The organism is Streptomyces sp. NPDC026246 (assembly GCF_055567995.1).
Genome location: NZ_JBVHPJ010000007.1, coordinates 47,537 through 70,418, shown reverse-complemented (window position 1 = coordinate 70,418; position 22,882 = coordinate 47,537). Strand labels below are relative to the sequence as shown.

At 72.8% G+C, this 22,882-nt stretch carries 21 protein-coding genes; 9 read left to right on the top strand and 12 right to left on the bottom strand.

The features are described 5' to 3' along the window. The first annotated feature begins 18 nt into the window (after positions 1-18). Both ACZ4M5_RS18820 and ACZ4M5_RS18815 read left to right on the top strand, forming a co-directional pair. Entirely contained in the window at positions 19-948 is a 930-nt protein-coding gene (locus tag ACZ4M5_RS18820; RefSeq protein WP_467738170.1) for a GNAT family N-acetyltransferase, read from the top strand. Next, the gene (locus ACZ4M5_RS18815; RefSeq protein WP_467738168.1) at positions 929-1,429 is read left to right on the top strand and encodes a ribonuclease FAU-1 family protein; all 501 of its coding nucleotides are present in this window, start codon (positions 929-931) and stop codon (positions 1,427-1,429) included. Before ACZ4M5_RS18820 ends, ACZ4M5_RS18815 begins: the two co-directional genes overlap by 20 nt. On the opposite strand, the gene ACZ4M5_RS18810 is transcribed toward ACZ4M5_RS18815, so the two are convergent. After that, positions 1,388-2,050, bottom strand: a complete 663-nt coding sequence (locus ACZ4M5_RS18810; RefSeq protein ID WP_467738166.1) for a class I SAM-dependent methyltransferase — start codon at positions 2,048-2,050, stop codon at positions 1,388-1,390. The two genes, ACZ4M5_RS18815 and ACZ4M5_RS18810, sit on opposite strands and share 42 nt — an antisense overlap. Positions 2,051-2,189: 139 nt before the next feature. Here ACZ4M5_RS18810 and ACZ4M5_RS18805 point away from each other — a divergent pair, with 139 nt between their 5' ends. Both ACZ4M5_RS18805 and ACZ4M5_RS18800 read left to right on the top strand, forming a co-directional pair. Continuing rightward, positions 2,190-2,324, top strand: coding sequence for a hypothetical protein (locus ACZ4M5_RS18805; protein ID WP_467738164.1), 135 nt, complete (start codon positions 2,190-2,192; stop codon positions 2,322-2,324). A gap of 215 nt (positions 2,325-2,539) precedes the next feature. Next, positions 2,540-3,577, top strand: a complete 1,038-nt coding sequence (locus ACZ4M5_RS18800; RefSeq protein WP_467738162.1) for a lytic polysaccharide monooxygenase auxiliary activity family 9 protein — start codon at positions 2,540-2,542, stop codon at positions 3,575-3,577. A gap of 79 nt (positions 3,578-3,656) precedes the next feature. Here the strand turns inward: ACZ4M5_RS18800 and ACZ4M5_RS18795 are convergent, their stop codons facing one another. Both ACZ4M5_RS18795 and ACZ4M5_RS18790 read right to left on the bottom strand, forming a co-directional pair. Further along, the gene (locus tag ACZ4M5_RS18795) at positions 3,657-4,517 is read right to left on the bottom strand and encodes an esterase/lipase family protein (RefSeq protein ID WP_467738160.1); all 861 of its coding nucleotides are present in this window, start codon (positions 4,515-4,517) and stop codon (positions 3,657-3,659) included. A 171-nt stretch (positions 4,518-4,688) separates the two neighbouring features. Continuing rightward, positions 4,689-5,135, bottom strand: a complete 447-nt coding sequence (locus ACZ4M5_RS18790) for a MarR family winged helix-turn-helix transcriptional regulator (protein ID WP_467738158.1) — start codon at positions 5,133-5,135, stop codon at positions 4,689-4,691. Positions 5,136-5,215: 80 nt separating this feature from the next. On the opposite strand from ACZ4M5_RS18790, the gene ACZ4M5_RS18785 reads away from it, so the two are divergent. Next, the gene (locus ACZ4M5_RS18785; protein WP_467738156.1) at positions 5,216-5,590 is read left to right on the top strand and encodes a cupin domain-containing protein; all 375 of its coding nucleotides are present in this window, start codon (positions 5,216-5,218) and stop codon (positions 5,588-5,590) included. 16 nt (positions 5,591-5,606) lie between these two features. Here the strand turns inward: ACZ4M5_RS18785 and ACZ4M5_RS18780 are convergent, their stop codons facing one another. Then, positions 5,607-6,590, bottom strand: a complete 984-nt coding sequence (locus ACZ4M5_RS18780; RefSeq protein ID WP_467738154.1) for a DNA polymerase Y family protein — start codon at positions 6,588-6,590, stop codon at positions 5,607-5,609. Further along, positions 6,587-10,084: a DNA polymerase III subunit alpha gene (locus ACZ4M5_RS18775; RefSeq protein WP_467738152.1), complete on the bottom strand. Its 3,498-nt coding sequence runs from the start codon at positions 10,082-10,084 to the stop codon at positions 6,587-6,589. Before ACZ4M5_RS18775 ends, ACZ4M5_RS18780 begins: the two co-directional genes overlap by 4 nt. A gap of 151 nt (positions 10,085-10,235) precedes the next feature. On the opposite strand from ACZ4M5_RS18775, the gene ACZ4M5_RS18770 reads away from it, so the two are divergent. Next, entirely contained in the window at positions 10,236-11,288 is a 1,053-nt protein-coding gene (locus ACZ4M5_RS18770) for a DUF3533 domain-containing protein (RefSeq protein WP_467738150.1), read from the top strand. 60 nt (positions 11,289-11,348) lie between these two features. Here the strand turns inward: ACZ4M5_RS18770 and ACZ4M5_RS18765 are convergent, their stop codons facing one another. The 4 genes from ACZ4M5_RS18765 to ACZ4M5_RS18750 all read right to left on the bottom strand — a co-directional run bounded on the left by ACZ4M5_RS18765 (position 11,349) and on the right by ACZ4M5_RS18750 (position 16,042). Further along, a complete protein-coding gene (locus ACZ4M5_RS18765) occupies positions 11,349-12,431 on the bottom strand; it encodes a S1 family peptidase (RefSeq protein ID WP_467738148.1) in 1,083 nt (360 codons plus the stop codon). Between the two features lie 431 nt (positions 12,432-12,862). Next, positions 12,863-13,768, bottom strand: coding sequence for a S1 family peptidase (locus ACZ4M5_RS18760; protein WP_369198067.1), 906 nt, complete (start codon positions 13,766-13,768; stop codon positions 12,863-12,865). Positions 13,769-13,981: 213 nt separating this feature from the next. After that, the gene (locus ACZ4M5_RS18755) at positions 13,982-14,767 is read right to left on the bottom strand and encodes a DUF1684 domain-containing protein (protein WP_467738146.1); all 786 of its coding nucleotides are present in this window, start codon (positions 14,765-14,767) and stop codon (positions 13,982-13,984) included. A 27-nt stretch (positions 14,768-14,794) separates the two neighbouring features. Further along, complete coding sequence (locus tag ACZ4M5_RS18750; protein ID WP_467738144.1) at positions 14,795-16,042, bottom strand: DUF5685 family protein; 1,248 nt, start codon at positions 16,040-16,042, stop codon at positions 14,795-14,797. Between the two features lie 289 nt (positions 16,043-16,331). Here ACZ4M5_RS18750 and ACZ4M5_RS18745 point away from each other — a divergent pair, with 289 nt between their 5' ends. Continuing rightward, a complete protein-coding gene (locus ACZ4M5_RS18745) occupies positions 16,332-16,769 on the top strand; it encodes a cell division protein SepF (protein ID WP_467738142.1) in 438 nt (145 codons plus the stop codon). A 51-nt stretch (positions 16,770-16,820) separates the two neighbouring features. On the opposite strand, the gene ACZ4M5_RS18740 is transcribed toward ACZ4M5_RS18745, so the two are convergent. Next, positions 16,821-18,011 (bottom strand): acyl-CoA dehydrogenase family protein, encoded by a 1,191-nt coding sequence (locus tag ACZ4M5_RS18740; protein WP_467738140.1) that lies wholly within the window; start codon positions 18,009-18,011, stop codon positions 16,821-16,823. 152 nt (positions 18,012-18,163) lie between these two features. Beyond that, positions 18,164-19,774: an MFS transporter gene (locus ACZ4M5_RS18735; protein WP_467738138.1), complete on the bottom strand. Its 1,611-nt coding sequence runs from the start codon at positions 19,772-19,774 to the stop codon at positions 18,164-18,166. Between the two features lie 266 nt (positions 19,775-20,040). On the opposite strand from ACZ4M5_RS18735, the gene ACZ4M5_RS18730 reads away from it, so the two are divergent. Together ACZ4M5_RS18730 and ACZ4M5_RS18725 are read left to right on the top strand one after the other, a co-directional pair. Then, positions 20,041-21,249, top strand: a complete 1,209-nt coding sequence (locus tag ACZ4M5_RS18730) for a mannosyltransferase family protein (RefSeq protein ID WP_467738136.1) — start codon at positions 20,041-20,043, stop codon at positions 21,247-21,249. Between the two features lie 227 nt (positions 21,250-21,476). Next, on the top strand, positions 21,477-22,472 hold the full coding sequence (locus ACZ4M5_RS18725) for a phosphatase PAP2 family protein (protein ID WP_467738134.1): 996 nt from the start codon (positions 21,477-21,479) through the stop codon (positions 22,470-22,472). An 84-nt stretch (positions 22,473-22,556) separates the two neighbouring features. Here ACZ4M5_RS18725 and ACZ4M5_RS18720 read toward each other — a convergent pair whose 3' ends face one another. Next, on the bottom strand, positions 22,557-22,772 hold the full coding sequence (locus ACZ4M5_RS18720) for an I78 family peptidase inhibitor (RefSeq protein WP_467738132.1): 216 nt from the start codon (positions 22,770-22,772) through the stop codon (positions 22,557-22,559). Positions 22,773-22,882 lie beyond the last annotated feature (110 nt).

Genomic DNA, 22,882 nt, shown 5'->3' with positions numbered 1-22,882 from the left:
CGCGTAACGTCCGCCCCCATGACCGTGATCGTGCGCGACCTGCGACCCGATGTCCGAGCCGACGCCGAGGGGTTCTCCGCGACCCGCCGCCTGGCCCTGCCCTACATGCTGTCCACGCCCGAGTCGGTGCTGCACACCCTGACGCACGCCCACCCCGACGCCCACTTCGGCCAGCTGGTCGCCGAGGAGGACGGCGAGGTCGTCGGCACGGCGCAGATCGGCGTCGCCCACGACAGCCCGGAACCCGGCCAGGGTTCGGCCAACATCTACGTGCGCCCGGGCCGCGAAGGGCGCGGCGCCGGTTCGCTTCTGCTGCGCACCGCCGAGGAGCGGCTGGCGGCGCTCGGGGTCCGCAAGCTGTTCACCTGGGTGCTGGACGAGCCGGGCAACCGGGCGTTCGCCGAGCGGAAGGGCTTCACCGCCAGCCGCTCCGCCTACTTCCTGCGGCTGGACCTGGCCGGGGGCACGCTGCCGCCCCGTCAGGACCCGCCACCCGGTGTCGAGCTGCGCACCGCCGCCGACTTCGCCGGCGATCCGCGCCCGCTGTTCGACCTGGACGCTGCGACCTCGTCGGACGAACCGAGCGACATCGACGTCGAGTTCACGGACTACGAGGCCTGGGTCGAGGAGAACTGGAAGCACCCGCTGCTGGACCTCGATCTGACCACGGTCGCGCTCGTCGACGGCCGGCCCGCCGCCTTCACCGTGGCGTACACCGACGGCGACCGCCGCTACGGCACCGCCATGACCGGCACGGCCCGGGAGTTCCGCGGCCGGGGCCTGGCCAGGCTCGTCAAGAACGACTCCCTGCACCGCGCCCGCGCGGCGGGGTGCACGGAGGCGTTCACCGGCAACGACACGGGCAACGCGCCCATGATCGCCGTCAATCGCCGGTTCGGTTACGAGGTGTGCGCGACGGAGGTCAGGTATGTCCGCGAACTCGGCTGACGGGCCCGTCCCGCTGGACGTCGTCCTCGTCAAGGCGGGCCGTACGAAGATCCGTTACCGGGGTGAGCTGCTGTCGGACGACGGCACGCGGGTCGCGGTCCGCGCTCCGTGGGCCGGCTCCGGCGTGCGCGACTTCGGCTTCGTCCGCTTCGAGTCCGGGGACGTCTTCACGGAGTACTACTGGCGCGACCGCTGGTACGCGATCAAGGAGGTGCGCTCCGCGACGGGCGCACTGAAGGGCTGGTACTGCGACGTGACCCGCCCCGCCCGGCGCTCCGGACCGGAGCTGGTCGTGGAGGATCTCGACCTCGACCTGTGGCGCTCGGCGGACGGCACGGACGTACGGCGTCTGGACGAGGACGAGTTCGCCGAGAGCGGCCTGGCCGAGTCGGACCCGGACGCGGCCCGGGCCGCGTCGGCCGCACTGGACGAACTGGAGTCACTCGCCCGGGGCGGCGACTTCACCGCGCTCCTGGCCTGAGCCACCGCTCACGGCGACGACCGCGTACCGCTCGTCGGTCACCGGGCCGCCCCACAGCAGGGGATCGTCCGAGAGCCGGTGCACCCGCACCCGCCCGGCGACGGGTGCGAGCAGACCGGTGAGCCGCTCGACGGGAATGCCGACCGGGTCGGTGCTCCCCCAGACGCCCTCGACGAGGACGAGCCGTCCGCCGGGGCGCAGCAGCCCCAGCCAGTGCCGCAGGGCGCGGGCGGGGTGGGGCAGGGCCCACAGGACGTGCCGGACGAGCACGGCGTCGAAGCGCCGCTCCCCGACGGGCGGTGACGCGGCGTCCCCGAGGAGGAACACCGCGTCGCGTCCGGCGAGCTTCTGCCGTGCCAGGGTCACCATGGCCGGGGAGCGGTCCACGCCCGTCACCCGGTGCCCCTGCTCGGCCGCGAGCAGTGACAGGCTGCCGGTGCCGCAGCCGAGGTCGAGGACGTCCCCGGGCCGTCCGGGCAGCCAGTCCCGCAGCCGGGCGGCCCAGGCGCGGCGCACCGCGGGATCGCGCAGGCCGTGGTCGGGTTCCTCGTCGAAGGTGGCCGCCCGCGCGTCCCAGTCGACGTCCGTGCAGGTCACAGCTTCATCGTCATGCGTCGTCATGGCACCGAGAGTGACACCTGCCACTGACATCCGAATCGTGACTGCCGCCACTGACAGCACGGCAGCGATGAGTAAACCTCCCCCGAAAGGTCTACCTCCGTGAGAACGCGGAACCCGGTGGACCGGTAAGGAGGCCGCCATGCGCCGTACGACCGTGCAGAAGCCTTTGAAGAAGACGGACGTCCGCCGGGTCCGCGAGGAGGCCGACGAGCGTCCCGCCGGGCGCCCGGAGGTCCGCAAGGACATCGCCCGCACCTGGTGGCCGGACGTGTGAGCGGCCGGTGCCGGCCATGAGACGCACGCGTCCGGGCAGCCGCTTGCCTGTGCCTACCTGATGTCAGGCTGAGCACTCCCTTAAGCGGGCCATAAGGATCTCCTCCACCCCTCCTCAGCAGGCGATTTCGCGGTCCCGTGGGGCTAGCTTCGGATCACCCCACGGGATCCGGCCCGATCGGGCCCGGCCCACGCACCGTTTCGAGGAGTTCCCGCATGTCCGCACGCCGCAAGGCCGCCGCCGTCGCCGCCGTCGGCGGTCTCCCGCTCGCCCTGACCGCGCTGGGCACCGCCCCCGCGGCGGCGCACGGTTCGATGGGCGACCCGGTCAGCCGGGTCGCGCAGTGCTTCGCCGAGGGCCCGGAGAGCCCGAAGTCGGCCGCGTGCAAGGCGGCGGTCGCGGCGGGCGGCACCCAGGCCCTGTACGACTGGAACGGCGTCCGGATCGGCGACGCGGCCGGCCGGCACCAGGAGCTCATACCCGACGGCAAGCTGTGCAGCGCGAACAACGAGCAGTTCAAGGGGCTCGACCTGGCCCGCTCCGACTGGCCGGCCACCGCCGTGCAGAGCGGCGCGTACACCTTCAAGTACCGGGTGACGGCGCCGCACAAGGGCACCTTCAAGGTGTACATCACCAAGCCCGGCTACGACGCGGCCGGCCCGCTCGCCTGGAGCGACCTGGACCTGCGGAACCCGGTGGCGACGTCCACCGACCCGGCGGCCTCGGGCGGCTTCTACACGTTCTCCGGCACGCTGCCCCAGCGCTCGGGCAAGCACCTGCTGTACGCGGTCTGGCAGCGGTCGGACAGCCCGGAGGCGTTCTACTCCTGCTCCGACGTCAGCTTCGGCGGCGCCGCGGCGGGCAGCGGTGACGCCGGTGCGGCCCCGGCGCCGTCCGCCTCGGCCCCGACCAGGGAGCAGATCGAGGACGGCAGCGACAAGTCGACCGTCGAGAACCACGGGCACGGCGACCACGACGCCCGCACCTCGGCCGAGCCCGCCGCGGCCCCCGAGCGCGACGACGAGGGCGGGGCGAAGGAGTCCGAGCCCGCCGCCGGGCGGACGGAGGCGGCCGCGGCCGCGCCCAACCGGCCCGAGCCGGCCGGTGCGACGGAGAACCTGGCCGAGACCGGCGGCGACAGCAGCACCCCGTACGTCGCGGTGGGCGGCGCGGCCGCCCTGGCGCTCGGGGCGTCGGCCCTGTTCCTGACCACCCGGCGCCGGGCGGCGACGGGCGGCCGGCACGGCCGGTGACCCGGCCCACCGCCCCCTGACTCGGGGCCTGTCCGGCGGCTCAGGCCGGACAGGCCCCGAAACGTTTCACTGACACGTGTCAGCTGAACACCGAAGCGCAGGTGGTCGGTGTGGCCCGCGCCGGATCGAGGGCGTTGGCCACCTCGTGGAAGGCGATCCGGTCCAGCAGCCCGATCGCCACGTGCTCCGAGAGGTCGACGGGGCACAGGTCCTGCAGCAGGACGTTGCGCACCCCGGGCCCGGTCAGGTACTGGTTGCGCCAGGGCGTGACCACCTCGTCGTACTTGGTGGCGATGACGGTGTAGCGCACACCGGGCACGGTGTCGCCGCCCGCGTTGAGCCGGCGGAGGACGTCGGAGCCGGTGACCTGGTCGGCGAGGGCGGGGGTGTTCTCCGACAGCAGGTCCGCGGCGCCCGGGAAGTAGGGCAGCAGCGCGGTGAAGCCGTTCAGGTCGGTGCCGTGGTTGCTGGGCGCGATGCCGACCAGGGCGTTCACCTTGTCGGCTCCGCCGAGGAACCGCAGGTACCAGCGGGGCATCATGCCGCCCTGCGAGTGGCCGACGATGTCGGTCTCGCCGGCGCCGGTGGCGGTGAGCACCCGGTCGACGAAGTCCCTGAGCTGGTGGGCCGACTTCTCGACCGGTCCCAGGCCGTGGAAGAAGGGGACGCCCTCCAACTGGCCGTAGTCCAGGGAGAAGACGCAGTAACCGCGGACCTGGAGGTAGGGCGCGAGGCCCAGCCAGTTGTCGACGGAGTTGCCGAGGGTGCCGTGGACGAGGACGACGGGCCGGGGGTGGGCGGCGGAGGGCTTGCAGGAGTAGTCGTTCCAGCCGGAGCTGGGGGCCCCGGCGGCCCGGGCGGTGGAGGCGGGGAGGGTGACGGCCGCGGCGGTCAGCAGCAGGGCGGCCAGGGGTCTGAGCACTCGTTTCCAGGGCAGCATCGGGTGATCTCCTTGCGGCTCAAGGGAGGTGCGACGGCACGACGCCTGTGATCCGGATCACGAGGATGCTGTTCACTCGTCAAGTTACGGGCGGGTAGCGAAACTGGGAAGTTACGCGTCAGTAAAAACTTCCGGTGGTAACCGGCGCAGCCGAACCCGTCCGGCACCCCGTCACCACGCGGGCCGGACGGGCCCCTGCGGAGCGATCCGCAGCAACTGCTCCCGCAGGCCCAGCACTTCCCTCTCCCCCAGCACCGCACTCCACTCCCGCACGGCATCGGCGGCCGCCTGCTCCGCGGCCCGGGTGCACTCCCGGCCGCGCCCGGTCAGCACCACCAGCCGCGCCCGCGCGTCCTCGGGGTGCGGCCGCCGCTCGGCGTAGCCCTTGCGGACCATCTCGTCGACGAGCTGGCTCGCGGCCTGCTTGGTCACTCCGAGATGGACGGCCAGGTCGGTGACCGTCGCCCCGTCCGGAGCGAGCCGGGCGAAAGCGAAGCCGTGCGCGGGCCGCAACCCCTCGAACCCCCGGGCGACCACGCCCTCGTGGATGCGCTGGGTGAGCCCGCCGGCGGCGGCGAGCAGGGCGGCGGACAGGGCCATGGCCTCGGAGTTCTGCACGCATGCATTGAAACACCCTTGACGTATCGGTCAAGTAGCTTGACTATATGGTCAAGCTACTTGACCACTAGGAGGCCGTCATGCCCATCGTCCACTCCTCGGAAGCCGTCACCCATGAGATCCACGGCGCCCGCTTCATCTCGTACGCCACCCCGCGCAGCGGCAGCGAGGAGCTGTGCGCCTGGCGCGGTGAGATTCCCGCCGGTCTCAGAGCGCCGGCGCACACCGTCAGCCGTGAGGAGATCTTCCATCTGCTGGAGGGCGAGCTGCTGATCACGCTGGACGGCCGCACCGAGCGGATCACCGCGGGCGACACGGTGATCGTCGGGGCCGGCGCCACCCTGACCGTGGAGAACCCCACCGACCGGACCGCGCGCTCCTGGGTCACCACCTCGGTGGGCCTGGAGGCGACGCTGGCCGACGGCACCCGCCTGGTGCCGCCGTGGGCCAACTGAGGTCAGGCGGACGGCTCTACGCCGCCGCCCCGCCCAACCCCCCGGGCATCACCGCCCGAGGGCCGAACTTGGCCCGGGCGCGGTCCGCGACCTCCTCGATGCGGCGGACCCTCTCGTCCACGGGGTCGAAGGTCAGCTGGTGGGCGGCCCGGTCGGCGGGGTCGAGCCCTTCGGCGCGCAGGGCGATCGCACGGACCCGGGCGCGCTGCAGCCCGAGCGCCTCGTACATGCCGTACGCGGTTCTGGTCAGCGCCGGGGAGTGCGCGGTCGGTTCGGGCAGGGTGCGGCTGCGGGTGGTGGCGGACCGGTCGGCGTAGCGCACGGTGAGGGTGAGGGTGCGGCAGACCTTCTCCAGGGCGCGCAGCCGGGCCCCGATCTCCTCGGCGGCCGACAGCAGGGCCCGCCGGTGCCGGTCCGGGTTCAGCTCGTCGCGCCCGAAGGGGCGTTCCGCGGCGAGGGACCGGGAGACGGCGTTCGGTACGACCCGGCCCCGGTCGACGCCGTTCGCCTTCTCGCGCAGCTCACGGCCGGCCTTGGCGCCGATCAGCCGCTGGAGCGTGGACAGGGGGGCGGCGGCGACCCGGCCGAGGGTGTCGAGGCCGTAGTCGGTCAGGGTGCGGGAGATCGCGGCGCCCACTCCGGGCAGCACGGCGACGGGCTTGTCCGCGAGGTACTCCACGACGGCGTCCCGTTCGCCGGGCACCACGCGCGTCACCCCGGGCACGGCGTCGTTCATCGCCATGCGTGCCACCATCGGACCGGGCCCGGCGCCGATCACACAGTCGACGCCGTGCAGCGCGAGCGCGCGCACCCTGATCACCGAGGCCAGTTCGACGGCGTCCCGCTTGAAGTACCGCTCGGCACCCCGCAGATCGGCCAGTGCCCCGTCCGGCGGCAGGGCCTGGACGACCGGCGTGAACTCCTCGAGCATCCCGAGCAGGTGGGGCAGGCCGGCCTCGCTCGTCGGAGGCAGCTGGAAACGTACGCAGAGGATGGTCATCCCGCACTCCCCGGACTCTGGTGCCACAACTTCCTTCCCACCGCGGGCCCTTCACCCGCGGGACGCAGATCGGCCCAGGGGTGCATCTCGTACCCCGTGGCCATGCGGATCTTCCGCTGTTCCATCGGATCCCGGGCCGCCGAGCCGGCCGGCGCGGGCGCCCCTTCCGAACCGGCGAGCCTGCGGCGCGCGGCCCCCTCGCCGTCGTCGCCGGAACCGCCGGGTTCGCCGGTGCCCGCCAGCCGGGCGGCGACCCCTTCCAGCCCTTCGTCCCGGCGTACCTCCAGCAGGTCCGCGAGGTTCCAGACGGCTGCGCCCACCACGCTGAAACTGCGCGGGCCGCGCCGCTGCACCACCCCGCGCACCAGCAGCAGCCAGGAGTGGAAGACGGTGTGGGCGCAGGTGTCGTGCGAGTCGTCGAAGAAGGCGAGGTCGACCAGGCCCGTGCCGTCGTCCAGGGTGGTGAAGATGACCCTCCGGCCGGAGCGGATCGGCGGTGTCTGGGTGGCCGCCTTGGCGCCCGCGACCAGCACCGTCTCCCCGTTGCGGACCTCCCGCAGCCGCCGCGCCGACACCACGCCCAGTTCGTCGAGGAACTCCCGGTGGTCGTCCATCAGATGGTGCGTGGCGTCCATGGAGAGCACGCCCAGCTCGGCGCTGAGCCGCTCCGAGGAGGTGAGGTCGGGCAGCCCGGCCGGGGCCGTCTTCCGGCCGCCGGCCAGCGGCAGCTGGCCCCCGCCGCCGCCCCGTGCTCCCCGGTGCAGCTCGGTCAGGTGCAGTTGCAGGTCCCGGCGGTTGGCGCCGAACGCGTCCAGCGCGCCCACCTGGGCGAGCCGTTGCGCCAGCGGACGGCTGGGCCGGCCCCGCTCCCAGAAGTCGACCAGGGAGGCGTACGGCTGCCCCTCGGCGATCCGCGCCGCCTCGGCCTCGCTGATGCCGTGCACGTCCGAAAGGGCCAACCGCAGCCCCCACTTACCGGACACCAGTTCGATACGGTGTGCGACTCCCGACTTGTTCACGTCCAGCGGCAGCACGGGCACCCCGCGCCGCCGTGCGTCCGCCAGCAGCAGCCGCTTGGGGTACATGCCGGGGTCGTGCGTGAGCAACCCCGCGTAGAACGCGGCCGGGTGGTGCGCCTTCAGCCAGGCCGACTGGTAGGTCGGCACGGCGAAGGCGACCGCGTGCGCCTTGCAGAAGCCGTAGCTGCCGAAGGCCTCGACGATCTCCCAGGTGCGCCGGATCGTCTCCGCGTCATAGCCGTTCGCCGCCGCGTGCTGGGCGAACCACACCTTGATCCGCGCCTGCGACTCGGGGTCGGACAGTCCGCGCCGCACCCGGTCGGCCTCGCCGCGCCCGCAACCGGTCATGCGGGCGACGATGTCGATGATCTGCTCGTGGAAGACGACGACCCCGTAGGTCTCCTCCAGCGGCTCCTGCAGGTCCGCGTGCGGGTAGCGGACCGGCGCCCGCCCGTGCCGGGCCTCGATGAACGGCCGCACCATGTCGGCGGCGACCGGCCCGGGCCGGAACAGCGAGATGTCGACGACCAGGTCGTGGAAGCCGGCGGGCTGCAGCCGCCCGACCAGGTCCCGCTGCCCGGGCGACTCGATCTGGAAGCAGCCGAGCGTCTCCGTGGACCGGATCAGCCGGTACGTCGCGGGGTCGTCCGGCGGGAGGGCGTCCAGCTCCACCCGCTCCCCCGACGCCCGCTCCACCTCCCGCACCGCGTGCGCCATCGCCGACTGCATCCGCACCCCGAGCACGTCCAGCTTCAGCAGCCCGAGCTCCTCCACGTCGTCCTTGTCGAACTGCGACATCGGAAAGCCCTCGCCGCTGGTCGGCATGACCGGCGTGCGCAACAGCAGCGAGGCGTCGGACAGCAGCACCCCGCACGGGTGCATGGCCACCCCGCGCGGCAGGGCGTCCAGCGCCTCGACCAGTTCCCACAGCTTCCCGTACGTGTCCTTCTCGCCCGCCAGCGCGCGCAGCTCGGGCAGTTCCTCCAGGGCGGCGCGGGCGTCGCGGGCCCGGATGTGCGGGAAGGCCTTGGCGACCCGGTCGATCTCGGCCGGGTCCATGGACAGGGCGGCCCCCACGTCGCGGATGGCGTGCCGTACGCGGTACGTCTCGGGCATCGCGACCGTCGCCACCCGCTCGGTGCCGAACCGGTCGATGATCGCGCGGTAGACCTCCAGCCGGCGGGCGGACTCGACGTCGATGTCGATGTCGGGCAGCACGACCCGCTCCTTGGACAGGAACCGCTCCATCAGCAGCCGGTGCTCGATCGGGTCGGCGTGCGCGATCCCGAGCAGGTGGTTGACCAGCGATCCGGCCCCGGACCCCCGGGCGGCCACCCGGATCCCCATGGCCCGTACGTCGTCGACCACCTGGGCGACGGTGAGGAAGTAGGAGGCGAACCCGTGGTGGGCGATGATGTCCAGCTCGTGGTGCATCCGCTCCCAGTACGCGCGCCGCCGGTCGTAGCCGCGCAGCACCATCCCGGCCGCGGCCCGTGAGGCCAGGGTCCGCTGGGCGCTGCGGCGCCCGGCGCCGACCAGATGCGGTTCGGGGAAGTGGACGGTGCCGATCCCCAGATCCCCCTCGGGGTCGACCCGGCACTCGGCGGCGGTGACCTCGGTCTGCTCCAGCAGCCGGTGGGCGGTGCCCGGCCGGAACCCCGCGGCCTCCATGATCCGCTCGGCGGCGTGCGCCATGTCCCCCGGGCCCTTGAGCCAGGCCTCACCGGAGTCCAGCTCCCCGGCCGGGTCGATCGGCACCAGCCGCCGGGCGGCGTCCAGCACGTCGGCGACCGGCCCCAGCCCGGGGTCGGCGTAGCGCACGGCGTTGGTGAGCACGGGCCGGATCCGCTGCTCGGCGGCGAACCCGACGGTACGGGCGGCCAGCCGCAGCGAGCCGGGGCCGGTGCCCTGCCGGCCGTGCCAGACGGCCTCCAGCCGCAGGTCGTCGCCGTAGACCTCGCGCCAGGGCACGAGCAACCGTGCCGCCCGGTCGGGACGGCCCGCGGCCAGGGCGCGCCCGACGTCGGAGTCGGGTCCGAGCAGCACGGTCAGCCCTTCGCCGTGGTGGCGCTCCCAGGGCAGCAGGGGGGTGCCCTCGCCCTCGTGGGCGGCCGAGACGAGCCGGCACAGTCCGGCCCAGCCGCGGGCCCCGTCCCGGGCCAGGAAGGTGACGCGGGGAGCCGATTCGTCGACGAAGGCCCCGCCCCGCACCGGGGTCCGGCGCCGCCCCCGCGGGCCGGCCGTCTCGGGCGGCTCCGCCGTCGCGACCGCCAGGTCGGCGCCGAACAGCGGGCGGACCCCCGCCTTGGCGCAGGCCTTCGAGAACCGGACCGCTCCGGCGAGGGTGTCGCGGTCGGTCAGCGCCAGGGCGTCCATGCCCCGCTCCACGGCGCGCTCGGCCAGCCGTTCCGGATGCGAGGCCCCGTGGCGCAGCGAGAATCCGGAGACGGTGTGCAGATGCGTGAACCCCGGCACACGCACCTCCCGCACTCGTGAGCGACCGCTCTCGAACATCTGTTCCCAGCTACCTCACCCCCACCATAAACCAATTTTCGAATAAGTGTGCGACATCCGTTCGGCCCCGCCCCACCTGCGGAAACACCGGGTGTCCCCTGACGGTGGAGGCATGCCGCACCGCTCGTTCCGCACCGAGCTGACAGACGCCGTCACCCCCCGGGCGACCCTGCTCGTCGTGGGCGTGGTCGCGCTCCAGCTGCTGTTCATCGCCTCGTACGTGGGAGCGCTCCACGACCCCAGACCCAAGGACGTGCCCTTCGGCGTGGTGGCACCCGGGGCCGCGGCCGAGCAGGCGAGGGCCCGCCTGGAACGGCTCCCCGGCACTCCGCTGGACCCCCGCGCGCTGCCCGACGCGGCGACGGCCCGGGCGCGGATCGAGAACCGCGACATCGACGCCGCCCTGGTCGTCGACCCCCGCGGCACCACCGACACCCTCCTGGTCGCCTCCGGCGGCGGCAGGATCCTCTCCACCACCCTGACGAGCCTCGTCACCACGCTGGAGAAGTCCGAGCGGCGCACGATCCGCACCGTCGACGTGGTCCCGTCCGCGCGCCACGACCCCAACGGGCTGTCGTCCTTCTACCTGGTGATCGGCTGGTGCGTGGGCGGCTACCTGGGCGCGGCGGCCCTGGCCATCAGTGCCGGGGCGAAGCCCTCGAACGTCTCCCGTGCCGCCATCCGGCTGGCCGTGATGGCCCTGGTCGCGATCGCCGGCGGACTCGGCGGGGCTCTCATCACCGGCCCGGCCCTGGACGCCCTCCCCGGCGGCACGGCCGCCCTGTGGGGGCTGGGCACCCTGGTCATCTTCGCCGTGGGAGCGGCCACCCTGGCCCTGCAGGGCCTGTTCGGCACGGTCGGCATCGGGCTGGTCATCCTGCTGGTGGTGATCCTCGGCAACCCGAGCGCGGGCGGCGCCCTGCCCCCGCCGCTGCTGCCGCCCTTCTGGAAGGCCATCGGGCCGGCGCTGCCCCCGGGGGCCGGCACCTGGTCGGCCCGCTCCATCGCCTACTTCGGCAACAACGCCCTGACCGGCCCGATGCTGGTCCTGGCGGCGTGGGCGGTGGCGGGCACCGCGATCACCCTGGCGGCGGCGGCCCTGCGGCACCGCAGGAACGCCGCCTCCGGGGAGGGGGACGGCACGGCGGCAAGGCCGGCGCAGTGACAGCGTGAGGCCCCGCCCCCCGGAAGGGGCGGGGCCTCACGCATCGGACGCGCTCGCGCGTCAGCCGATCTGCGTCCCGGTCGCGGACAGCGCCTCGGTCACCGGCTGGAAGAACGTCTCCCCGCCCGAGGTGCAGTCACCGCTGCCGCCGGACGTGAGGCCGACGGCCTTGTCACCGGAGAACAGCGAGCCGCCGCTGTCGCCCGGCTCGGCGCACACGTCGGTCTGGATGAGGCCGTTCACGATGTCGCCGTTGCCGTAGTTCACGGTGGCGTCCAGACCCGTGACCTTGCCGTCGTGCACCTGGGTCGTGGACCCGCTGCGCGTGACCTGCATGCCGACGGTGGCGTCCGCGGCACCCGAGATCTTCTGGGTGGACCCGTTGTACAGGTTCACCTCGCTCGGGTGGTCCACCTCGGCGGTGTACTTGACCAGCCCGTAGTCGTTGTCCGGGAAGCTGGAGTCGGCGTTGGTGCCGATCTCCTGGCCGCTGGAGTCGGACCAGGTGGAGATGCCCTCGGTGCAGTGACCGGCGGTCAGGAAGAACGGCTCGCCGCCCTTGACCACGTTGAAGCCGAGCGAGCAGCGGCCGCTGCCACCGGTGATCGCGTCGCCGCCGGCGATGAAGGGCTTGTACTCCCCCTTCGTGCGCTTCAGTTCGGCCTTGGCGCCGAGCCCGTCGACGACCTCGGTGAGCTTCGCCCACTCGGTCCTGGAGACCGTGCGGTCGGCGGTCACGACGACCGTGTTCGTCGTCGGGTCGGTCACCCAGGAGGTGCCGGGGATCGCCGCGTCCTGCTTCAGCGTGCCGCGGGCGCTCTTCAGCTCGGCGAGCGAGTTCTCCACGACTCTCGCCTTGGCGCCCGCCTCCTCGACGGTGCGTGCGGCGGCCTCGTCGAGCACGTTCACCACGAGGCTCTTGGCCTTCGCGTCGTAGTACGTCCCCGCCGCGTCGCCGCCCAGGTCCTGCGCCAGCGTCGAGGCGAGCTTTCCGGCCGCCGTGACCGACAGGGTCCGGGGGGCGGACGGCTGGGGGCTCTCACTGGCGTTCGCGGTCTGGAACGTCACTCCCGCGGCCACCAGCGCGGCGATGCCCGCACCTGCCACGGCTGCACGCCGCCTGGGTATGCGTCGATGCTTCAACTTCGGTCCTCCTGTGGGGGGTCGGCCCGAGGAGGTTGTGGGGACCTCGGCAGGCCGGAAGGCTTCGTTGACGAGCGCCCACTATTCCGAGATCAACACGGAGCACACAAGGTCGAGTTCGAGACGCGCACGGACGGCGGTGCGCACGCCCCCTCATAGTGACCGTGCATGGTCAAAACGGACCCAATCAACTCCCGTTCGCAGAGCAAACATTACGCGCGAGTAATGGGCACGCACGCTATGCGGTCCGGCCATGGCTGAAAATCGCCCTCTCACGCCGCACCAACCGAGCGCCCCAAAAAGTACATTGATGAACCATCGCACCATCTCCACACAGTCCCCACCGAACGAGGCGCCGCACGGCAAAGGGAAAGCCCCCGCACGCGATGCGTGCGGGGGCGGGGAATGCTTGAACTGCTGCCCGGCAGGGCCTAGTAGACGCTGACGCCGTAGGCGCTCAGGGCCTCCGTGACGGGCTGGAAGAACGTGGTGCCACCGGAGGAGCAGTTGCCGCTGCCGCCGGAGGTCAGACCGTAGGCGGTGCCGTTGCTGCCGTAGAGCGGGCCGCCGGAGTCGCCCGGCTCGGCGCAGACGGTGGTCTGGATCAGGCCGGAGACGATGTCGCCGCCGCCGTAGTTGACGGTGGCGTTCAGGGCGGTGACCCGGCCGCTGTGCGTACCGGTGGTGGAGCCGTCACGGATGACGGTGGTGCCCACGGCCGGGGTGGCCGCGCGGGTGATGTCCACGCCGTTGGCGGTACCGGGCCGGCTGACGGAGCCCGAGTAACGGACGATGCCGTAGTCGTTGCCCGGGAAGCTGGAGCCGGTGGTCGAGCCGATCACCGTGGTGCGGCCCGAGTTGGAGTACCAGGTGCCGGCGCCGTCGGTGCAGTGGCCGGCGGTCAGGAAGAACTGCTGACCGCTGCTGTTCTGCACGTTGAAGCCGAGGGAGCAGCGCCAGCTGCTCGCGTAGATGGCGTCGCCGCCCTGGATCAGCTTGTTGAAGGTGCCGGGCGTGCGCTTGATCGTCAGCGCGTCGGCGTTGCCGCCGGCCTGCTGCTTGATCTTCGCGATCTCGGCCTGGGTGACCGTGCTGTCCACGGTGACAAGCACCCGGTTGGTCTTGCTGTCGACCGCCCAGGCGGTGCCCGGGATGTCGGCCTTCAGTATGGAACCGCTGGCGCTCTTGAGCTCCGCGGTACTGAAGGCGGTGGGGGTGTCGGACGCGTTCGCGCTGGGGATCGCGATCGCGGCGGCGGCGACGAGGCCGGTGGAGACGGCGATCAGCCGGGTCCGTCTCGAGATGCCGCTGCTGGGGGTGGTGCGCTTGATCCTCACTTGTCGTTCCTCCACAAAAGGAAGTCGGGGGCCCTCGTGGGGTTTCGGGCCCGTGAGGCGCAGCCGGGGGCGGGCCGTCCGGATTCCGAACACGCCGTGCCCCTGACAAGCGCTGAGGGGGAGTATTCGGCCGAACGGCCGGTCGGCGCAAGGGTGCCTTTCGGTCGTCAACTTTTGAACGATCTTTGCCTACCGTCCCCGGGGGCCCACCCGTCACGCACGTACGCGCTCTCCGGCCGCAATGGGGACGTCCAGGGTGTTGCCCGGCGGCGGGAAGGGGCAGACGAAGTGGTCGGCGAAGGCGCACGGCGGCAGGAGCGCCCGGTTGAAGTCGACCGTCGTACGCCCCTCGGCGTCCGGCGCGCCGGGCTCGAGGAACCGGAAGCGGTAGCTGCCGTTCCCGCTGGTGGCGTCGGCGAACACGGCCCACAGCGAGCCGTCCTGCCGGACGGTCACCTGGAGGGTCAGCTCCCGGCCGTCCAGCTCGAAGGCCAGCTCCCCGCCGAGGCCGAGTCCCCGTTCCCGGCCGTCGGCGTTCGGCACCCGAACGGTACGGCCGCCGGCGTCGTAGGGCGTGAAGCGTCCCGGCACCGCCCAGCGCGGGTCGTACGGGGTCACGCGCAGACCGCCGAAAGCCCGGCGCGCGGGAGACTCGGGGTCGTAGTCCCGCACGCCCCACACCCCCTCGCGCACCAGGACAACCAGCCGGCGCCGCCCGTACGCCACCCTCGCGCGAGCGACCGGCCCCGGGTCGGCCGTGAGCCGCACCTCTCCGGTGAACGGCTGTCCGTCCACCGCGAGTCCGTCCGTTTCGGCGGCGATCAGCACCACCGCGTCACCGTCGGCCCGCCACCGCCCGGGGATGTCCGGAAGTCGACCGTCCGGATAGTCCTCGATCCAGTGCGTGCCGATGAGCGCGAGTGGCCCGTGGGGCGCCGCGACGGTCTCCGCACGCCGCTCGCGCCACCGCTGCCAGTCCTGGATCGCGTCGCTCGTCATACGGGCGACCCTGTCACACGCGGCGGGTCAGCCGTCGCAGGGGCAGCAGCAGTCGCACCCGTCGCAGTCGCAGTCCCGGCAGACGCCCTCACGCTTCTTGCGGGACCACGGCCCCTCGTACTCCTTGGCGCAGCACATCTGGCAGGTGCAGCACAGCAGCCAGAACATCCCGCAGCCCGCCCAGAACCCGCGCCGGCGAGGCGGCTGGGGCACCGGAGCGCCGAAGCCACCGAAGCCGTCGCCCCCGAACCCGCCCCCGCCGCCTCCCCCGCCGTAGGGGTTCCCGCCCCCGCCGGCGTACGGGTGCTGCGGCGAACCGCCATAGGGGCCCTGCTGCCCGTGAGGCCCCGGCTGGCCGTACGGCCCCTGCGGCGGCTGCTGCCCGTACGGTCCGCCGCCCTGGTGCGAGGCGCACACCGGCACCGTGCCGAACGCCCGGTCCACCGAGCGCCGCAGTTCGTGCACCAGGAGCAGGTGCACGAGCCTGCCGTCGGTGAACTCGGCGTCCTCCAGGGCCAGCCGCACCCCGTGCACCGCGTCGTCGGCGAGCCGCCGCGCCTCCGCCAGGGGCGTACCCGTCGCGGCGATCGGGTTCCAGGCACCCACCGCAGCGTCCGTGTGCAGGTCCTCCACGGCGTCCAGCAGGTGGGCGAGGCGCCCGAACAACCGCCCGGCCTCCGCCAGCGGCGCCGCGTTCTCCGGCCGCCCGGCGAGGACCGCCGTGTGCGCGAAGGCCGCTGCCGTGGCGGTCTCGGTCGGCTCGGTGACCGTGAGCAGGGGCGTCCCGGGTCCGGCCAGCGCCTCGACGCCGCCCTGCCGGTCCACCGCGTCGAGCAGGACCGCGGTGTCGAAGCCCACGGCGGTGCCGGTGCGGGCACCGGCCGCGTCCCAGCTCGCCGCGACCCGGCGTGCGGCCCGCGCCACCGGCCGGCGGGCCAGCAGCCCGTCCCCGTCACCGATGTGGTCCCGCACCTTCGCCGAGGCCAGCACCAGCGAGACGGCCGCCGCCAGGCGGGCCCCCTCGCCGTGCGCGACGGAGGCGGTGCGCATGCCGCGCAGCGGGCAGGGACCGGCCGTGCGCCGCGCATTCCCGCCCGGCTCGGCCTGAGCCTCCGTCAACACCGATACGAGAAGGCCGTCGTAGTTCGTCACGATACGGGCGAACTGCCCGTGGTCTCCGCGGAGTGCGAGGCAGAGTCCGCACAAATGCGCCATCCACTGCCCGGCGAGCTTCTCTCCCAGCCGGTGTCTGCACGGCCTGACGATTCCGAACACGACGTTCCCCCGAGGTTCGTTGCGACGTTGAGCTGCGGCATCGTATCGGCCCCCGCATTCACCCGTACGCCCCGGCCGTCACCCGTACGCCGAGAAGAATCATATTTCACTCACAGTCAGCAGCCGTTTGGGAAACGGCCCTTGGGACACACGGACTCTCGACGGATTCGCTGTGCACCAGTACCGTCACAAACCCCCCGCGCGGCGTCTATCCACTTGGCGCGCCATCCGCATCATGGACGACCATAGGGATGCGGAAAGAGAAAGACCGCTGTGAGAGGAGGCGTCCATGGGATCGGTACGCAAGGCAAGTGCCTGGCTTGGCCTCGTCGACGACAACGAAGACGAGCGTTACTACGACGACGACTACTCCGACGGGACCGAGCCCGGGGAGGCCTGGGTCACGGATCCGCGCGTCAAGGTGGCCTCGGACGTCGCCGAGGAGAAGTGCCGGCGCATCGGCACGGTCACCCCGGACAGCTTCCGGGACGCCCGCGCCATCGGCGAGCTGTTCCGCGAGGGCGTGCCGGTCATCATGAACCTCACGGCCATGGAGGCCTCCGACGCCAAGCGCGTGGTCGACTTCGCCGCCGGGCTGATCTTCGGCCTGCGCGGTTCGATCGAGCGGGTGTCGACCCGGGTGTTCCTGCTGACCCCCGCCCACACCGAGATCGTCAACGGCGACCCGGCCGCGCACCGCGCGGACGGGTTCTTCAACCAGAGCTGAGGCAGGGCCGCTCACCGGCCCCGCCCCCGCGCGGGGTGCGACCGGACCCGCCTACCGGAAGGCGTCGAGTCCGGTGAGCGCCTTGCCCAGCACGAGCTGGTGCATCTCGACGGTGCCCTCGTAGGTGAGCACCGATTCGAGGTTGGTCGCGTGCCGCATCACGGGGTATTCGAGCGAGATGCCGTTGGCCCCGAGGATCGTGCGGGCCGTCCGGCAGATCTCGATGGCCTCGCGCACGTTGTTGAGCTTGCCGAAGCTGACCTGCTCGGGACGCAGGCGGCCGGCGTCCATCCGCCGCCCCAGGTGATGGGCGAGCAGAATCCCCTTGTGCAGTTCGACCGCCATGTCGGCGAGTTTGGCCTGGGTGAGCTGGAAGCCACCGATGGGCCGGCCGAACTGCTCCCGTGACTTCGCGTAGTCGACCGCGGCCTCGAAACAGCTGCGGGCCGCCCCCATGGCGCCCCAGACGATTCCGTACCGGGCGTGGGACAGGCAGCCGAGCGGTCCGCGCAGCCCGGTGACCTCGGGCAGGACGGCGTCGGCGGGCAGCCGTACGTCGTCCATGACCAGCTCGCTGGTGACGGAGGCGCGCAGGGACCACTTGTGCCTGATCTCCGGCGCGGAGAAACCGTCGGTCTCGGTGGGCACCGCGAACCCGCGGATGCCGTCCTCGGTCTGCGCCCACACGACGGCCACCCCGGCGACCGAGCCGTTGGTGATCCACATCTTGCGGCCGTTGAGGATCCAGTCCGTGCCGTCGCGCTTGGCGTAGGTGCGCATGGAAGCGGGGTCGGAGCCGTGGTCGGGCTCGGTGAGCCCGAAGCAGCCGATGACCTCGCCGGCGGCCATCCGGGGCAGCCAGTGCTGCTTCTGCTCCTCGCTGCCGAAGCGGTGGATGGCGTACATGGCGAGGGAGCCCTGCACGGAGACGAGCGAGCGGATGCCGGAGTCGGCGGCCTCCAGCTCCAGGCAGGCGAGCCCGTACTGCACGGCGCTCGCGCCGGCGCACCCGTAGCCCTCCAGGGACATCCCGAGGGCCCCGATACCGCCCAGCTCCCGGGCCAGTTCCCGGATCTCGGGCAGCTCCCCCTTCTCGTACCACTCGGCGACGTTCGGCAGCACCCGGTCCGCGGCCCAGGCCCGGACGGTGTCCCGGATGCCGAGGTCCTCCGGCTCCAGCAGGTCGTCCACGCCGAGGGGGTCGGCGGGGTCGAAGGGAGGCAGCTTGGACGAACCGGACATGATCGACACCCTCCGAAGCTCTTTAACTAGCACCGCTAACCGAGACGCTACGGCCTCCCCCGCCCTGCGCACCACCCCGCACTGCCGGCCGCGCGGGACGGGAACCCGTCCGGACCCCTCACCTCCGCGCGGCCGGGTCGCCGAAGGGGCGGTCAGACCGAGACGCGGGACTCCGCCGCGTCCCGCTGCGCGGGCACCTCGACCGGGCCCGCCGGCGCCGCCTCGCACTGCATCGCCCGCGGCAGCCGCAGTGCCATCGCCGCGCCCAGGAGCAGCAGCCCCGCGCTCACCAGCAGCGTGACGTGCAGCCCGTGCACGAACGCGTCCCGGGCCGCGTGCCGCAGGGCGACCCCGGCGGAACCGCCCAGCTGGGCGGCGACCTCGTAGGCCTCCCCGAGCGAATGCCCGGCAGCGGAGGACGCGCCCTCCGGCACCCCGGGCACCCGCGACAGGCCCGGCGCGTACGCCGCGTTCATCACCGTGCCGAGCAGCGCGATGCCGATGCCCGCTCCCAGCTGGTACGACGTCTCCCCGATCGCCGCCGCCCCGCCGGCCTGCTCCTGCGGGGCCTCGCTCAGCATGGACTCGTACGCACCGAACAGCGTCGTCTCCAGGCCGAAGCCCAGCAGCACGAACCCGCCCAGCATCAGCGCGCACTCGTCGGTCCGTCCCAGCCCGGTCAGCAGGACCACCGCGAACGCGGTCAGGCAGAAGCCCGTGCACACCATCCGCCGCGGCCCGAACCGCCGCAGCATGCGCGCCCCGGCCAGTCCGGCCGCCATGGCGGCGAACGTCAGCGGCAGCAGCCGCAGCCCGGTCTCCAGCGGCGACAGCCCGAGCACCAGCTGGAGGTACTGCGCGGCGATCAGCTCCAGGCCCACCAGGGCGAGCATGGCCAGCACGATGCACCCGACGGACGTGCTGAACGCCGGGCGCGCGAACATCCTCAGGTCGACCAGCGGATGCGTCCGCCGCCGCTGCCGCCGTACGAACGCGGTCAGCAGGGCCGCACCGGCCACCAGCGGCAGCACGGTGAGCAGGCTCCCCACGGACTCGCCGCTGCCCAGCCGCTTCACGCCCAGGACGACCCCGAACAGGCCGGCCGCCGCCATCAGCGCCCCGACCACGTCCCACGGGCCCGTGCCGTCGCCCTTCGACTCGGGCAGCAGCAGCCGTCCCACCGGGAGGCTGACCAGCATCAGGGGGATGTTGACCAGGAAGACCGAGCCCCACCAGAAGTGCTCCAGCAGGAAGCCGCCGAGCAGCGGCCCGACCGCGGCACCCACCGCGGCCACGGCGCTCCAGATGCCGATGGCCAGCGCGCGCTCGCGCCGGTCGGGGAAGACCTGCCGCAGGATCGACAGGGTCGCGGGCATGATCATCGCGCCGCCGACGCCGAGCAGCGCCCGCGCCACGATCAGGACCTGGGCGCTGTCGGCCAGGGCCGCGAGACCGGAGGCCACGCCGAACAGGGCGTACCCGAGGAGCAGGACCCGTCTGCGGCCGACACGGTCGCCCAGCGTGCCGAACAGGATCAGCAGCGAGGCGCAGACCAGTGGGTAGACGTCGACGATCCAGAGCAGCTCCATCCCGCCGGGCCTGAGGTCCTCGGTGACGGCGGGAACCGCCACGTGCAGCACGGTGGCGTCGACCGCGACCAGCAGCAGGCTGACGCAGAGGACGACGAGGACCACCCAGCGGTTGGCACCGGCCCCGGCCGCCCGACGGCGCAGCGCAGCGGCGGCCGTGGTCGTCCCGGACATGTACGTACCTCCCAGATGTTCCCTCGCGATCGGCGGGCTCACGGGGTGGGGGACGCCCCCGCGACTCGGCCGGAGAGGAGCGGTGGATCTCCGGCCCGCGCAAACGAAAAGCGAGTGACACGTCAGCGTACGCGAGTCCACGCCGGAGCCCAGTGGCGGACCTCTCACGACTTCGGCGGAAGGATGTGGCGTACGCCACTGCCCTTCGCCGCCGGAAACGCCCCGGCCGGCCCGGCCGGTTCCCGCCGGGGCCGATAATCGGGCCCGTGACCGATCTCCAGACGCGCACGGCCCCGCCGCGCGCCGGGGCGCTGCGCCGGGCGGCCCCGGCACTCCTCGGATACGCGGCCGTCCGCGCCCTGGGCCTGCTCGCGCTGCTGCTGTGGAGCGCGGCGCGGGACAAGAGCGCGTACACGTTGCTCACCGCCCGCTGGGACGCGCTCTGGTACGTCCGGGTCGCCGAACTCGGCTACGGCTACGAGGTGCGACTGCCGAACGGCGACGTCCACTCCAACCTGGCCTTCTTCCCGTTGCTGCCCTGGCTGGAGCGGCTGGTGGCGGTGGTGTCGCCGCTGTCGTACGCGGACGGCGGGTTCGTCGTCAGCCTGCTCGCCTCCCTCGCCGCGGCCTGGGGGATCTTCGCGGTGACGGACCACGTGTACGGCTGCCGGGCCGGGGTGTGCGCGGTACTGCTGTGGGCGGTCCTGCCGGTGGGGATCGTGCAGTCGATGGCGTACAGCGAGTCGTTGTTCACGGCCCTGGCCGCCTGGTCCCTGTACGCGGTGCTGACCGGCCGCTGGGTCACGGCGGGAGTGCTGGCTTCGGCGGCGGGGCTGACCCGGCCGGTGGGGGCGGCGGTGGTCGCGGCGGTCTGGGCGGCGGCGATCGCCTCCTTCGTCGCGGAGCGGCGCACGGACCCTTCGCGGCGGGTGGCGGCTGCGGCCGGGGAGCACGGCGGGCCGGGCCCGGCGGCCTCCCCGGCCCGTCGCCTGGTCGGCATGCTCCTCGCTCCCCTGGGCACCGCCGGATACGTGCTGTGGGTCGGCCACCGCACCGGTGCGGGCCCGCTCGGCTACCTCGACGTCCAGGCCGGCTGGCGCAACGGCTTCGACGGCGGCCACGCCTTCGCCGGGTTCGTCGCCGGCAAGTTCACGTCGTTCCCCTCGGCCCTGGCCGGTGCGGGGCTCGTCCTCGGGGTCGCGTCAGTCGTCTGGCTGTACGGGGTGGGTGTACGTCAGCGCCAGCCGCTCCCCTTGCTGGTCCACAGCGGCCTGGTGACGCTCCTGGCGCTGTGCGCGTCGAGCTACTTCGGTTCGAAACCGCGGCTGCTGATGCCCGCCTTCCCGCTGCTGCTCCCCCTCGCGCTCCTCCTGGCGCGTGCCCGTCCGCGCAGGTCAGCCCTGGTGCTGGGGGGTCTCGCGGTGGTCGGCGCGGTGTACGGGGCGTTCTGGCTGAACGGCTCCGGTCCCCCCTGACCCGCTGTGAGCGCCGGGGGAATTCCAGCCCATGCCCGGGTGAACGAATTCAAAAGCGCGATAAAACCCGGCCCCGGGATGATCAAAGGAATTGAAGGCCGCAGCGGCCGGCGATTACAGAATCGCTGGAAATAAACCCCCTGTTGAGAGGAATCCCACATCACATCGTCATCACAAAGCCGTTGATTCGACCGGGATCTCAGCTCACTCGCTGTAACGTCGATTGGGTGCGTACCGAACCGAAGCTCACCCGTCTGGACCGGGTGTTCGCCCGGCTGGACCGTGAGCCGGAACGACCCGCCCACCTCGATGTGCCGAAGATGAGCAGGCACCGCGTCGTGCTCCTCGCGGCGACGCTCGCCTTCTACGGCGCGATCGTGTGGGCCGTGCTGATCACGTCCTGGCTGGTCCGGCTCGACTGGCAGGTCATGTTCTTCCGGCCCTACCAGCAGTGGTCGCAGATCCACTGGTTCGTCGACTACTACGTGGTCCTCGGCCAGCGCGGCCCGACGGCCGTGATGGTCGCGGCCTGGCTGGGCTGGCGCTCCTGGCGGCAGCACACCCTGCGTCCGCTGCTCGCCCTGGGCGTCTCGCTGCTGCTGCTGAACGTGACGGTCGGCGCCGCCAAGTACGGCATGGGCCGTCTGGGGCCGCACTACGCGACCGTGATCGGCTCGAACGAGATGTGGCGCGGCGGCGATATATTTCCGAGCGGTCACACCGCGAACGCCGTGGTGACCTGGGGAATCCTGGCCTACATGGCCTCCACTCCCGCCACGCGCCGCTGGCTGTCGGCCGTGTCGGCGGTGACCTCCCTGGGTGTCGGGATGGCCACGGTCTACCTCGGTACGCACTGGCTGAGCGATGTGCTCCTCGGCTGGGTCGCCGGCCTGCTGATCCTGCTCGCCCTGCCGTGGTTCGAGCCGCTCATCGCCCGTGCCGAGGCCCGCATCCTCGAACTGCGCGACCGGGTGCGGTCGCGTCGGCGCCGGACCTCGGCCGTTCCGGCCGGCGTACCGCCCCTGGTCGTCACACCGCTGCCGGCCGAGCGGGACGACGTGACGGCCCTGTCGCCGCGGACCCCCGTCTACCTCGCGCCGGGACCGCACACGAGCCGCGCGGAGCGCGCTCCGACCACCCCGGCCGGCAGTCGCCGGCCGCCGCACGCGGAGCGTCACCCCCGCGGTTCCGCCTCCTCGGCCCGCCCGGTGGCGGGCGGCTGACGGCCACGGACCGCCCGGTACGCGGCCGTCTCCCGGCACGGCGAAGGCCCCGGTTCCTCGGTGAACCGGGGCCTTCGGCGCGTCTCAGCCCTTCCAGGCGCGGGCCACGCGGCCGGCCTTCACCTCGAAGTTCAGCCGGCCCACGCGGTACTCCATGGTGATGATCGCCCCCGGCGGCAGCGAGCGCACCGTCGGCCAGCCGCGCTCACGCGCGAGGTGCTCGGCCCGGCCGGCCTCCAGGCCGACGTAGGTGTCCGGGCTGTCGTCGGGTTCCGCGGGAGGTGTCGGAGTCGGTGCCATGCCGCCACGCTATGTCCTGCCCGGCTGCCGCGGAAGCCCGGGCCCGGCTGCCGCGGAGGCCCGGGCCGGGCGCCTCGTCACTGTGCGCGTCAGGTCACGCTTCTGTCACA